Genomic DNA, 14036 nt, shown 5'->3' on the forward strand with positions numbered 1-14036 from the left:
TGCTTAACATAGGAACGCAGTAGCCATGAGCCAAGCCTTACCAGAATCTAATGCACGAAACCTGGATGAACTTTTAGAGCAAATTGAACCCGTTTTTGACGATGTGGTGATAGACGGCAGCGACGATGAATTGTTTGCCAGCGGCTATTTGCGTGGTCACTTCGATTTGGTGGCGGCGCAACTGAGCTTGCAGGGTGAACAACAAGGCGACTCGTTATGGCCTGCACTGGAGAAAGCAATTGCCGATGCCAGTCACGAGCTGACACCAGCGGATCAGATTCACGTCGAAAATCTCTATCTCAAGCTGCGCGCTCGCGCAGGACTTGCCTGAGCCCGATGCAGTAAGCGGTTACTGTCAATAGCGCGTTGAACGCGGTTAGTCGTGGCGCCCGGCAGGCCAAAGATACGGTCAACCAAATGGCGCGCGCACCAGGGCGCGCTAGTAAAGCCGCGCGAACCTAATCCGCCGAGTACCCAGACCCCGGGTGGTGCGTAGGGCAGCGGGCCGACCAGCGGCAGGTGATCGGCAGTGGTGGCGCGAACACTGGCTCGCGCTGCAACACAGTCACTCTCGGTTATCGCTAAAGGTAAATAACGTTCGCTTAGAGCAATGTTTTCCGCATCGTGATCCGCGTGCGGTTGGTAGTCTGTTTCGCCGCTGGCTAATTTGGTGAAGGTAGCGCCGAGGCAATGTTGCCCTGAATCCGCAGGGGTCAGGTAGCCTTTGTGGCAAATCACGGCTTTTAGTGGGGCCGTCGCGACCGTTGCCTTGATCTGGGTAACCTGTCCGGCGGCGGGTCTGATATCAAGTTGATTGTCGTTTAATTGCTGAAGGTTAGCCCCGCTCGCCCAGATCACCTGGTCAGCGTGCATAGTGCCTTGACTGGTTTCGATGGAAAATCCAGCCTGCTGTTTTTCAACATGCTCTACCCGGGTATTCAGGTGCAATTCGTCGACGGCTTCAGAAATAAGCTGTTCGACCAGGCGGGCAGGGTTGAGCCAACCAGCCGAGGGCAGCCAGAGCCCACCGTGGCAGCATTGTATGCCACTGATAGCAGACGCCTGAGTGGCATCCACCAGGGTAGCGAAGTCGGCGGGATAATAGCTACGTTGCATACTATGGTGCTGGCGGGTTGCCATTTTATCATTGAAGGCAAGCTGCAGTACGCCGCTCCAGTGGCATAACGAGGGTGCATGCTGTTGATAAAACTGGCGTGCGTACACAAATGCCTGGGTGTAGAACTCAGTGGTCGGGGTAAAGTCCGCCTGCAGTAACGGATAGACCGCCCCCTGGGCATTGCCGGATGCGCCTGCAGCCAGGGTGGTGTCCTGGCACAACAGAATAATTTTAAGACTGTCTTTGTCGCCGCGGCCGAACCGTTGGCGGTATGCTTTAAGCTGCTGAACCATGCTTGCTGCGGCGATACCACCACCGATAACGGCGATGGTTTGCGGCGCTGATTTTTTTTGTACTGCCCGCGGTTTTGGCGACTGAGGTTGCACCCGACTGCCAACCAGCATTTCCCGTTTATGGCCGAATCCTTTCTGTTTGCGCATTGCAAAGCCCGCATCCTGCAAGCCTCGGCGGACCTGGCCGACTGACGTGAAGGTAGCCAGTGTACAGGTGTCCGCGGCGGCCGCCGCCATTGCCTGATACAAGTCGGGTTGCCACATTTGTGGGTTTTTACTGGGCGCAAACCCGTCCAGATACCAGGCGTTGACCACCTTCGGATTCGCAACCTGCCAGGCTGGCAGGGCGTCCAGGATTTCACCGAAATGCAAATCCAGGGTAATACGCGGGTGTAAATTCAGTCGGTGACAGCCTCTGACCAGCGGCGGGTAGCAGGCAACGAGTTGCTCTACCAGGGTTCGCAGTTGCGGCCAATGTTGCAATGCCTGGCGGATGCTGGCGCTGGTCATGGGGTAACGTTCGAAGCTGACTAAATGCAAATGAGCATCGGCTGGCGCATGGCGTAAAAACTCAAAGGCGGTCAGCAGCATATTGAGGCCGCTGCCAAAACCAGTTTCGGCGACCACGAACGGTGTGCTGGCGGGCAGATTGCGAAAACGTTCCGGTAGCCGGTTGCCTTGCAGGAAAACGTAATGACTTTCGGCCAGACCATCTTGATTGGAAAAATAAATATCATCAAAGAGATCGGATATTGGCATGCCTGATTGATTGAAATGGATGGCGGCAGGCTGAATAGAATGACTCAAAATATAGCCCCTGCGGTTAGGCGAAAATCCAGTAAATGTCAGCGTTACAGAAACGCAGAAGACAGCGTCGGAAAGCTCAGCTAAGCTGACCACTCAACGCGACCATTTTCGTTTGCTACTGAACGCGCTATGATACCGACAAATTGTAAGATAGGACAATAGAATGAGACGTGCAGTTATTACTGGCCTTGGTGTGGTATCAAGCATTGGTAACAACCAAGAAGAAGTTCTTGAATCATTGAGAACAGGCCGCTCGGGCATTACCCGCTCGGAAAGCTTTGCTGAAATGGGCTTACGTTGTCAGGTTTGGGGCGACGTGAAACTGGATGTGAACGAACTTATTGACCGCAAAGCTAAGCGGTTTATGGGTGATGCCGCAGCTTATGCATACATTGCGCTGGAGCAGGCATTAGCCGATGCTGGCTTAAGCGATGAAGAGATTTCCAATGAGCGAACCGGTTTAGTGGTTGGTTCAGGTGGCGCCTCCGGCGAGCACCAGGTTGGAGCCGCGGATATTCTTCGCGAAAAAGGCGTTAAGCGTGTAGGCCCTTACATGGTGCCACGCTGCATGGCGTCATCGACCTCGGCATGTCTGGCGACACCGAAAAAAATTAAAGGTGTTAACTACTCGATTAGTTCAGCCTGTGCGACCAGTGCTCACTGCATTGGCCACGCGCTGGAGCTTATTCAGTTAGGTAAACAGGATCGTGTTTTCGCCGGTGGTGGTGAAGAGTTGCACTGGACGCTGGGTATGGAGTTCGACGCGATGGGTGCGTTGAGTACGAAGTACAATGACACCCCTGAAAAAGCATCGCGAACCTACGACAAAAGCCGTGATGGGTTTGTTCCTGCGGGTGGTGGCGGCATTCTGGTGGTTGAAGAGCTTGAAACTGCGCTGGCGCGTGGGGCAAAGATTTACGCTGAGATCGTGGGTTATGGTGCTACCTCCGATGGTTACGACATGGTCGCCCCGTCAGGTGAAGGCGCTGTGCGTTGTATGAAAATGGCAATGCAGGACTTAGATGCGCCAGTTGATTACGTAAACACCCATGGTACCAGTACGCCGGTAGGTGACGTTAAAGAGCTGGAAGCGATTCGCCAGGTTTTCGGTGACAAGACACCAATGCTGAGTGCAACCAAAGCAATGACCGGCCACTCGTTAGGTGCGGCTGGCGTGCATGAAGCGATTTTCTCGTTGTTAATGATGCGTGATGGCTTTGTTGCCCCGTCAATTAATATTGACGAGCTGGACGACGAAGCGGCTGGCATGGACATTGTGCGCGAAAGCAAAGCGGCTGACCTGAACCTGGTTATGTCAAACAGCTTCGGTTTCGGCGGCACTAATGCAAGTCTGGTATTTCGCAAATTTACCAGCTAAGCGTGACCGCTGGAATTTAACAGCTAATTAAGACGATTTTTTATATAGTAAAAGGGCAGCCATGGCTGCCTTTTTTTGTGAACTCAGGTGCAGCGCTAACGATGGGGAGTATCGAACGGTCATTATGAAATTTCTAATCGCGGACAATATTCCTTACGCTCCGCAGGTGTTTTCTGCGCATGGTGAGGTGGTAACGTTTAGCGGGCGTGAGCCTGCGGCAGACGAATTGCAGGATGCTGAGGTGCTGCTGGTTCGCTCGATCACCCGAGTGGATGACAATCTTCTTGATAAAGCGGCGGCGCTGAAATTTGTTGGCACTGCGACCATCGGCACTGAACATATTGATACCGATGCACTGCAGGCACGTGATATTGCCTTTGCCAGTAGCCCGGGGGCGAATGCTGAGTCGGTGGCTGAGTATGTTCTGACCGCGTTGCTGGCGCTGGCGCAAAAATATGCACTGGCGCTGACCGGGCTCACTGCTGCTATTGTTGGCGCAGGGAATACGGGTAGCGCGACCGGACGCCGATTGCAGGCGCTGGGTTTAAATGTAGTGTATTACGATCCGCCCAGAGCCAGACGTGAGGCCAGCTTTGACAGTGCCAGCTTCGAGCAGGTGTTGCAGGCAAACGTTATCAGCCTGCATGTGCCGATGGAGAAGGGCACCGATGACCCAACCTATCATATGTTCGGTGCAGCAGAACTTGCCCGCTTGTCTGCTCCGCAGGTTTTGATCAATGCCTCGCGTGGCGCTGTGATCGATAATACCGCATTGCGTCAACAATTGCAGGGGCCTGCGCCCGGCAGGGTAAGGCTGGTCCTCGATGTATGGGAAGGAGAGCCCAGCATCGACAGCGGATTGCTGGCGCTGGTTGATATTGCTACGCCGCATATTGCCGGGCACAGTCTAAACGGCAAGGTGAATGGGACCCGGATGTTGTATGATGCCTGCGCCGAACAGTTTGGCTGGAGCGAGCATCAACCTGAGTGGACGGCGCTGATGCCAAAGCCACCCATGGTAAACTGGCACTGTCAGCAGATGCCAGAACAAACGACCTTAACCCAGTGGCTTTTAAGCAACTACCCGATATGGCAGGATGACAGCCTGATGCGGCGTTATGGTCATAATGCACAGGGTTTCGACCAGTTGCGGCGCGATTATGCGGTACGTTATGAATTGAAAAGTCATCGCCTGCTGTGCGGTGACGGTGTAGACGATGCAACAAAGCAGCGTTTGCAGGAGTTAGGTTTTTTATTTTGAATTGAGGAATCACGATGTCTTTGTCGGTGAATGTAGCAGTATTAGGTGCAACTGGCCTGGTTGGTAAACAAATGATGGAATGTCTGGAAGAGCGTAAATTTCCGGTTAACAAACTGGTTCCATTGGCCAGTGCCCGCTCGGCAGGGCAGGAAGTTGAGTTTCGTGGTGAAAGCCTGACTGTTGAGGATGTGGAGAGCTTTGACTGGAGTGAGGTTGATATGGCCTTTTTCTCCGCCGGTGGCAGTGTCAGTGCACAGTATGCGCCGATTGCAGCAGAAGCTGGATGTGTGGTGATCGATAACACCTCACATTTTCGCTATGAGCCGGACATTCCGCTGGTGGTGCCAGAGGTCAACGCCAGCGCACTGGCGGATTTTCGTAACCGCAACATCATTGCTAACCCGAACTGTTCAACCATTCAGATGCTGGTGGCGTTAAAACCTATTCATGAGGCAGTTGGTATTGACCGTATTAACGTGTCGACATACCAGTCTGTGTCTGGTGCGGGAGCGTCAGCAATGACTGAACTGGCAACCCAGACTGCTGAGTTACTGAATGGTAAACAACCGACCATTGAAGCCTTCAGTCGTCAGATCGCGTTTAACTGCATTCCGCAAATTGATGTGTTTCTTGACAATGACTACACCAAAGAAGAGATGAAGATGGTGTGGGAAACGCAGAAAATTTTTGCCGATACTGATATTCGGGTTAACGCAACAGCGGTCAGAGTACCGGTATTTTTCGGTCACGCTGAAGCGATCCATCTGGAAACACGGCAGCCGATTGATGCGCAGCAGGTGAAAGATTTACTGCGCAGTGCTGCAGGCATTAAATTAATGGATGAACGCGAGCAGTTCCCAACCCAGGTCGGCGACTCGGCCGGACACGATGAGGTCTTTGTCGGCCGCGTACGCAATGATATCTCGCATCCGAATGGAATTAACCTCTGGGTGGTTGGTGACAATATCCGTAAAGGCGCAGCAACCAACAGTGTGCAAATCGGTGAGTGTTTACTACGTGACTACTGGTAGGGGTAGTTAGGCGCATTAAAAAATGCGTTTGCTGAGTTAAATCAGCATATAGTTTTTTGTCCTGCTGCCGTTATAGAATCAGGTACGTGCCTGGTTTATAGTATGAGGTGCGTAGTGTGTTCTGTAACGGCCCACTGCCTTCGTCCGAAATTGGGCCCTTAGATAAAAATAAAACACATAGGGAATACTTATGAAATCTGGATCCGTGCTGCTCATCGTGCCGATGATTCTAGCTACCCTGAGCGCTTTTTCCGCTGCTGCGCAGCAAAGCGACCCGGTTGTTATTCGAGGGCCAGCAGGCTCGGAACAAAGTGATGTCCGCAACGGCAACGAACGTTATGGACCTATCACCAGTGCAGATACCTTATGGAGTATTGCCAGCCAGGCCCGACCGCATTCGACTGTCACTGTGCAACAGGTGATGGCGGCCATTGTGCAGGCGAACCCGCATGCCTTTATTAATAATAATCCGAACGCCATGGAAACCGGATTTTTCCTGCGACTGCCTAGTTTGCAGGAAATCCAGATGGTTAACCCGGAGGCGGCACGCCGCCAGATTGAGCTCGGTGACCAATTACAGCAGAGTAACCGGCAGGTGCAAAACAACCGCCGTGAAGCCGATATCACGGCAGCGCAACGCAATAGTCTGCTAGCGCAAACCCGCACAGATGCGCAACAGGCATTAGAAGAAATTCGTGACAACTATGCAGAAGAATTCAGCGACCTCCGCCAGCGGTTAGCCCAGTCCATTGAAAATACTGAATCTGTTTACGCTGCCAACGAAGAACTGCGCGAGCGCATTGATGCGATAGCCGTTGCCTTGGATCAGATTCAAACCAATATGGTTGATGAAAATGAGTTCCAGCAACAACTGCAGGCGCTGATGGAAGATCAGCAGGAACTGCGGATGCAACAGCAGGCGATGGAAGAAGTGGCAGAGGAAGAAGATCTCGCCAACCGCATCATGAGTAATCCGCTTGCTCTGGGTCTTCTGGCATTTGTCCCAGCATTATTGCTGATTATTATTGCCTCAATGGTATTGCGTCGACGCGGCCCGGCGATTGCGCCAGTAGCAGCGACTGCGAGCGGTAGCAAGGCAACCACCGACAACGCGACGGCTGCCAGTATGATGGCCACCAGCGACGAGGATGAAGATGACTTCGAGCTGGACGAGGCGATGGCTGAATTTGATGACATGGATGACGATGACGGGGATGACCTGTCAGCACTGGAAGACGAAATGCTGGTGCCGGATGAAGAGGATGACGACAGCATTCAGCTCGATGACGATATGGATGATCTTGATCTGAGCGAGTTTGATACGCTGGAAGAGGATTATCCACAGGACGACGCCGCGGATGACAAGCCGGCCACCACTGAAGACGATAGCAACAAGACCGATGCGGGCGATGACCTGGATGAAGGTGATAGCGAACTGAGCCAGTCAGACCTGGATGACCTGTTTGCCGGTGGCGATGACGAGGATGACGCTGATGATTTAGTTAGCGATGACCCGTTTACAGCGACGGAAGAGGACGACAGCGATTCTGACGGTCTTGACCTCGAAGACGGCTCGCTGGACCTGGAAGGTCTTGACGAGGAGGCCGCTGATGAGAGCGCTCTCGACGAGGTAAGCGACGATGCAGAGAATGCCGGCGACCTCGAGGAGGCGGACAGCGACGAAGCACAACCAGTTGCCACCGCGGCAGACGAGCCAGCGAAAGAAACTGAGGCGAGCGCCCCGGATGAGCAGGCGGACGGTGAGTCGACGGATGAAGAAGAGCCGGCACCTGGTGAATTATTTGCTGCTGGTGACGACGATGACGAGCCTCTGGATCTGGATAGCGAAAGCGATGACGATGAATTCGACTTCGATAAAATGATGGAAGATCTGGAAGACGATGATCTGGATGATGAAATCGATGAAGAGGATATCGAATCGCTGTTAGCTAAGTCAGATGCAATGGTTCAACAGTCGCAGCAGGACGATGCTGAGGCAGCGACAGCGACCGAAACTGATAGCGAAGAAGATGACCAGGCAACGGCTGACGAGCAACCAGCCGATGTCAAAGAATCAGAACAACTGGACGCTGAAGAGTCGCTTGATTTTGATGACGACGAAGAGCAGACAGACGATGAATTCCTCGAAATTGATGACATCATGGACGATGCGGATAGCACGGGTGGCGACGATAGTGCGGAAGATGATGACCAGCAGTCAGAGTCTTCGCGCCACGCTGATGAAGAAGACAACTTAGCGGCTCAGCTTGATTTAGCACGTGCTTATCTGGAAATGGAAGAAACAGAAGAAGCACGGCAGACCGTTGAAGCTGTGATTGCTCAGGCGTCTGATGAGCTGCTGGATGAAGCGAAAGAGTTGTTAGCCCGTATCGATAGTTAAACCGCGGAGCAAAATGCGTATAATGTGCGCCCAATCGAAATCGTAGTTTAATGAGGGCGTTATCAGTATGCGCATTGCATTAGGGGTCGAGTACAGTGGCCAGCAGTATTACGGTTGGCAACGCCAGCAAGGCATGCCAACCGTGCAAGGTTGTCTGGAGAAGGCGCTAAGCAAAATTGCTGCCCATCCGGTGGGCGTTATCTGCGCCGGACGTACTGACGCAGGTGTCCATGCCACGGGGCAGGTGGTTCATTTTGACGTCGAGGTGGACCGGGCCGAACCGGCCTGGACGTTAGGGGTGAATAGTAACCTGCCAAAAGACATCGCGGTGCGCTGGATGCATCCGGTTAGTGACGATTTCGATGCGCGTTTTAGCGCGACCGCCCGCCGTTATCGCTATGTCATTTACAACAGTCCGACACGGCCGGGGATCCTCGCTGCTGGCGTGACTCATATTTATCACCAGCTCGATGTCAGACGGATGCAGCAAGCGGCCCCGGTATTGCTTGGTGAACATGATTTTAGTGCGTTTCGGGCGGCTCATTGCCAGTCCAATACGCCGTATCGCAACCTGCAGGAAATCGATGTTCAGCAACGCGGCGATTATATTCTGGTGGAAGTAAAGGCGAATGCATTTTTGCACCATATGGTGCGTAATATCGTCGGTTCGTTGATAATGATAGGGCAAGGCGAGCAGCCCGTTGACTGGCTGGCGCAATTGCTGGAAGGACGAAACCGGACCCTGGCCGCAGCCACGGCAAAGCCAAATGGCTTGTATCTGGTTGATGTTACTTACCCTGAACACTTTGGGCTGCCGCGCTGGGCGTGGGGGCCATTATTCTGGTAGACCCGCCTGCATTACTCGACGAAACGGGCGTGCGGGCAACTACTAAGACCACTTTTTACTGCAATTTGACGGCGTAGTATGCTTTAATTGCCGCAGAATTAAGTATGTAAGGTTACGCAATTTATGAGCTGGATCGAAAAAATTCTTGCCAAACCGCAAGCCAATAAGCGCCGCAATATCCCGGAAGGGGTGTGGAGCAAATGCTCCGGCTGCGAGGCCATTCTATACCGCGCAGATCTGGAACGTAACTTATCCGTTTGTCCGAAGTGTGGCCATCATATGCGAGTCACGGCTCGCGAGCGCCTGGATGGGTTTCTCGATGCGGATGGCCGTGAGGAGCTGGGCGTTGACCTGGAACCTCAGGATGTTCTTAAGTTTCGCGATTCAAAAAAATACAAAGATCGGATTGCCGCAGCGCAAAAAGCAACGGGTGAGAAAGATGCACTGGTGGCGATGCGCGGCAAGTTGAAAGGCATCCCGGTCGCCGCGGTTGCGTTCGAATTCAACTTTATGGGCGGTTCGATGGCCTCCGTGGTTGGTGCACGCTTCGTCAAAGCGGTGGAGTTATGCCTGGCAGAGAATATGCCACTGGTGTGCTTTGCCGCATCAGGCGGAGCCCGTATGCAGGAGGCGTTGTTCTCGCTCATGCAGATGGCCAAAACCTCAGCAGCGCTGGCGCGGATGAGCGAGAAAGGCTTACCTTATATTTCGGTACTGACTGACCCGACTATGGGTGGCGTGTCTGCGAGTCTGGCAATGCTTGGGGATGTTAATATCGGTGAACCTAAAGCCCTGATCGGGTTTGCCGGGCCACGGGTGATCGAACAGACCGTGCGTGAAACACTGCCCGCTGGTTTTCAGCGCAGTGAGTTTTTACTCGAACATGGCGCTATCGATATGATTGTAGATCGTCGCGACATGCGTGACCGGGTGGCGTCACTGCTTGCGAAAATGCAGGGACTGGATGCACCGGCAGAGCCGGTTGATACCTCTGAGTCCTGACTTGTATGAGCACAGACTCCTTACTGCCTGAAGCTCATACTGACTGGCAGTTGGCCGATTGGCTTGAGTATCTGCAACAGCAGCATCATAAAGAAATAGATCTCGGTTTAGAGCGCATTGGTCAGGTGGCCAATGCGCTTTCTGCTGCTAAACCTGCGCCTTTTGTTGTCACGGTCGCTGGCACCAACGGCAAAGGCTCGACGGTTCGCTACCTGGAACAGATGCTGTTAGCTGCTGGTCAACGCACAGCAACCTATACCTCCCCTCATTTTTTGCGTTACAACGAGCGCGTCCGTATTAATGGTCGTGAACTCGAGGATGCTGATCATTGTCGCGCCTTTGCGGCAGTTGAAGCAGCCCGGGGCAGCACCAGCCTGACCTATTTTGAATTTGCTACTCTGGCCGCTTTATGGCTGATTGAACAACACCAGGTCGATATTGCAATTCTCGAAATCGGTCTCGGTGGGCGGCTTGATGCGGTTAATTTGGTTGAACCTGATGTCGCGGTGGTGACCACGGTCGGTATCGACCACGTTGAATTTTTAGGCAATGACCGCGAGCAGATAGGCTTTGAAAAAGCAGGGGTGTATCGCCCAGGGAAACCTGCGATATGTGCCGATCCTAATCCGCCTCAGCGGCTACTTGACCACGCAGAAACCATTGGCGCCGACCTCATCTGCGTGAATACGGATTTCAGTTTTGAGCGCACGTCCGAAAACCACTGGTGCTATGTCAATCCGTCCCATCAGGTGGTAATGGATAAACTCCCGCTTCCTCAGCTACCGCTGGTCAATGCGGCGACTGCCTTGACGGTGCTGCAGCATCTTCCGCTCACTCCTGATCGTGCAGCGATTGAAAAAGGGCTGTCAGAGGCCCGATTGCCTGGTCGGCTGGAGGTATTCAGCCAGTCGCCCTGGGTTATTCTTGATGTGGCACACAATCCTCATGCTGCGGCCTATCTTGCCTCGCAACTGAGTGAGCGCTGGCCAGGTAGGCGGGTACTGGGTGTGTGCGCCATGCTGAAAGATAAAGATATAGAAGGGACATTAGCCTGCCTCACCGATAAGGTGTCGACCTGGTATCTTGCCGCGACACCGGGGCCGCGCGGGGCACCTGCTGCAAGGCTGGCTGCTGCACTGGCGGACCGTCAGGCTAAAACCTTTGCGACAGTGGCAAGCGCATATCAATCTGCACTAACAGATGCCGAAGAGGGTGATATCGTGTTATGCTTCGGCTCGTTTTTGACAATTCAGGCCATATACGAACTGGAGGGCTGAGCGCTTGGCAAGTCCGTTGCAAAATCGCATCGTAGGTACCGCTATTTTAGTCGCGTTAGCCGTTATTTTTCTGCCTGACTTACTGGACGGCGAAAAACGTTCACGCGACGAGGCGTTGGAAACCATTCCACTGCGTCCTGCATTGACGGTCGAACAATCCACCGTTGAGTTCCCGGATGATTTTGAAGAGCGGGTTGATCAGGCTCAGCCAAGACCTGTGCAAGAAGAAGAGTTTTCCAGCCCCCCTGAACCAGTCAGTGTTACGATCGGCCAGAATTCAGGCGACAATGTAGACGGCAATGTAGACGACAGGGGTGACGAGAACACCGACATGCCAGCCTGGGTCGTTCGTCTCGGTGCATTTCGCAATACCGATAATGTTACACGTTTAGTCAACCAACTGCAGGGCGAGGGTTACAATGCATTTAGCCGAACCGTCCGCGGAAATAATGGTGAATTGCAGGTGTTGATGGTCGGCCCCGATTTTGACCCTGAGCGTTTACGTGGCCAACTGGCGGAACTAAACGCACTGACAGGCCTCGAAGGTCAGCTCGTCCCCTATCAGCCAACACCGGAATAACTATGCTCTGGGTCGATTTTTTTATTTTAGGGTTGATTACGCTATCTGCGCTGATCAGCCTGGTTCGCGGTTTCGTCAAAGAAGCCATGTCGCTGGCAGTCTGGATCGGCGCCTTCTTTATCGCCAAACATTTTTATGCTGACCTCGCTTTGTATCTGGGCCGGATTGAGGATGACATGGTGCGCAATGCAACCGCCATTGCGATTCTCTTTGTGCTGACGTTGATTGTCGGTGCACTGCTCAATTTCATGCTTAGTCAGCTTGTGGTTAAAACAGGCCTGAGTGGCACGGACCGGGTATTAGGCTTGGTGTTTGGCGCGCTGCGCGGAGTGCTGATTATTAGTGCGCTGCTCTTCTTTGCCGACTCCTTTACCGACATGAGTGATGAAACCTGGTGGCAGGATTCCCGCCTTATCCCTCATTTTAAGATTTATATTCAGTGGTTCTTCAGTTATCTGGAGAACTCTTCAAGCTTTTTGCAACAAGACGTTTAGCGAGGACAAAAGCATGTGTGGTGTTGTTGGGATAGTAGGTAACCAACCAGTCAATCAGGCTTTGTATGATGGGTTAACCATGTTACAGCATCGTGGTCAGGATGCGGCAGGTATTATGACCATTGACGGTGGCACCTTGCGCTTGCGTAAAGGCAACGGTCTGGTGCGCGATGTATTCCATACACGCCATATGAAACGGTTATCAGGCCACGTTGGCATTGGTCACGTGCGGTATCCGACTGCGGGCTCGTCCAGTTCAGCCGAAGCTCAGCCTTTTTATGTGAATTCACCATTTGGCATTGCGCTGGCACATAACGGCAATCTGACCAACGCTGAGGAACTGCAACAGTCGTTATTTGATTCAGCCCGGCGCCATATCAATACCACCTCAGATTCTGAGATCCTGCTCAATATTTTTGCCCACGAGCTTACCAAAACCGATGCGATGCAACTCACTGAAGAGCATATCTTTAAGACGGTAGCCGAAGTGCATCGTTTAACGCGCGGGGCCTATGCGGTAGTGGCGATGGTTATCGGACATGGCATGGTGGCGTTTCGTGACCCCTACGGCATTCGTCCGCTGGCGATCGGGAAGCGTGAAAATGAGCAGGGTACCGAGTACATGGTAGCCTCTGAAAGTGTGGCCATAGACGGCACCGGTTTTACTTACATGCGTGATGTAGAGCCAGGCGAAGCCATTTACATTACTGAGCAGGGTCAGCTATACAGCCGTCAGGTTGCCGATAACCCGGTGCATAACCCCTGTATTTTTGAGTATGTTTACTTTGCCCGTCCTGATTCATTTTTGGATGGGGTCTCAGTGTATGCGAGCCGCATTAATATGGGCCGCAAGCTGGGTGAGAAGATTAAGCGCGACTATGCAGATCTGGATATCGACGTTATCGTTCCTATCCCGGAGACAGCCTGTGATATCGCCCTGGAGATGTCGCGCGTGCTAAACCTGCCCTACCGGCAGGGTTTCGTTAAGAACCGCTACATTGGCCGTACCTTTATCATGCCGGGACAAACCCAACGGCGTAAATCGGTGCGCCGCAAGCTAAATGCGATTAGCGCCGAATTCAAAGGCAAGAACGTGTTGCTGGTGGATGATTCTATTGTACGTGGGACCACGTCTGAGCAGATCATTGAGATGGCTCGTGATGCTGGCGCTAAGAAAGTGTACTTCGCTTCTGCGGCACCAGAAATTCGTTTTCCGAATGTATATGGAATCGATATGCCAAGCGCCAACGAACTGATTGGTTATGGCCGTGAAGTCGATGAAGTGTGCAAAATTATCAAAGCAGATGGCCTGATTTACCAGGATCTAAGCGACCTGATTGCGGCAGTAGCGAGTGAAAATACCAAGCTTAAACGGTTTGAAACCTCGGTGTTCAATGGCCACTATGTGACTGGCGATGTGAGTCAGGGCTATCTGGATCGTCTCGATGCGGCGCGCAATGACTCGACGCGGGACGAAGAAGGCGAGGCAGAGACGAACCTGGAGCTGCATAACCTGGATGATTAGATGATTTAAAATCGCTAATTGAG

The 14036-nt window shown here is 52.9% G+C and carries 12 protein-coding genes; 11 read left to right on the forward strand and 1 reads right to left on the reverse strand.

Translation table 11 applies throughout. The features are described from left to right. The first annotated feature begins 25 nt into the window (after positions 1–25). The gene (locus CWE14_RS00175; RefSeq protein ID WP_126797554.1) at positions 26–331 is read left to right on the forward strand and encodes a YfcL family protein; all 306 of its coding nucleotides are present in this window, start codon (positions 26–28) and stop codon (positions 329–331) included. On the opposite strand, the gene mnmC is transcribed toward CWE14_RS00175, so the two are convergent. Then, positions 295–2217 carry a bifunctional tRNA (5-methylaminomethyl-2-thiouridine)(34)-methyltransferase MnmC2/FAD-dependent 5-carboxymethylaminomethyl-2-thiouridine(34) oxidoreductase MnmC1 gene (gene mnmC, locus CWE14_RS00180; protein ID WP_126797555.1) on the reverse strand — a complete coding sequence of 641 codons (1923 nt, stop codon included), beginning with the start codon at positions 2215–2217 and terminating at the stop codon, positions 295–297. The genes CWE14_RS00175 and mnmC overlap by 37 nt on opposite strands. A gap of 163 nt (positions 2218–2380) precedes the next feature. Here mnmC and fabB point away from each other — a divergent pair, with 163 nt between their 5' ends. The 10 genes from fabB (at position 2381) to purF (ending at position 14013) form a co-directional block, all read left to right on the forward strand. Continuing rightward, complete coding sequence (fabB, locus tag CWE14_RS00185; RefSeq protein ID WP_126797556.1) at positions 2381–3595, forward strand: beta-ketoacyl-ACP synthase I; 1215 nt, start codon at positions 2381–2383, stop codon at positions 3593–3595. Between the two features lie 124 nt (positions 3596–3719). Then, entirely contained in the window at positions 3720–4856 is a 1137-nt protein-coding gene (locus tag CWE14_RS00190; RefSeq protein WP_198676498.1) for a 4-phosphoerythronate dehydrogenase, read from the forward strand. A gap of 14 nt (positions 4857–4870) precedes the next feature. Beyond that, entirely contained in the window at positions 4871–5887 is a 1017-nt protein-coding gene (locus tag CWE14_RS00195) for an aspartate-semialdehyde dehydrogenase (RefSeq protein WP_126797558.1), read from the forward strand. Between the two features lie 190 nt (positions 5888–6077). Beyond that, positions 6078–8288 (forward strand): FimV/HubP family polar landmark protein, encoded by a 2211-nt coding sequence (locus CWE14_RS00200; protein WP_126797559.1) that lies wholly within the window; start codon positions 6078–6080, stop codon positions 8286–8288. 67 nt (positions 8289–8355) lie between these two features. Further along, on the forward strand, positions 8356–9135 hold the full coding sequence (gene truA, locus CWE14_RS00205) for a tRNA pseudouridine(38-40) synthase TruA (RefSeq protein WP_126797560.1): 780 nt from the start codon (positions 8356–8358) through the stop codon (positions 9133–9135). 123 nt (positions 9136–9258) lie between these two features. Continuing rightward, positions 9259–10137, forward strand: a complete 879-nt coding sequence (gene accD / locus CWE14_RS00210) for an acetyl-CoA carboxylase, carboxyltransferase subunit beta (protein ID WP_126788426.1) — start codon at positions 9259–9261, stop codon at positions 10135–10137. Between the two features lie 5 nt (positions 10138–10142). Next, positions 10143–11414, forward strand: a complete 1272-nt coding sequence (gene folC, locus CWE14_RS00215) for a bifunctional tetrahydrofolate synthase/dihydrofolate synthase (protein WP_126797561.1) — start codon at positions 10143–10145, stop codon at positions 11412–11414. A gap of 4 nt (positions 11415–11418) precedes the next feature. Beyond that, positions 11419–11994 carry an SPOR domain-containing protein gene (locus CWE14_RS00220; RefSeq protein WP_126797562.1) on the forward strand — a complete coding sequence of 192 codons (576 nt, stop codon included), beginning with the start codon at positions 11419–11421 and terminating at the stop codon, positions 11992–11994. A gap of 2 nt (positions 11995–11996) precedes the next feature. Then, positions 11997–12488, forward strand: a complete 492-nt coding sequence (locus CWE14_RS00225) for a CvpA family protein (RefSeq protein ID WP_126797563.1) — start codon at positions 11997–11999, stop codon at positions 12486–12488. A gap of 13 nt (positions 12489–12501) precedes the next feature. Further along, positions 12502–14013 (forward strand): amidophosphoribosyltransferase, encoded by a 1512-nt coding sequence (gene purF / locus CWE14_RS00230; RefSeq protein WP_126788422.1) that lies wholly within the window; start codon positions 12502–12504, stop codon positions 14011–14013. Positions 14014–14036 lie beyond the last annotated feature (23 nt).

Source organism: Aliidiomarina soli (genome assembly GCF_003986975.1).
GTDB lineage: Bacteria > Pseudomonadota > Gammaproteobacteria > Enterobacterales > Alteromonadaceae > Aliidiomarina > Aliidiomarina soli.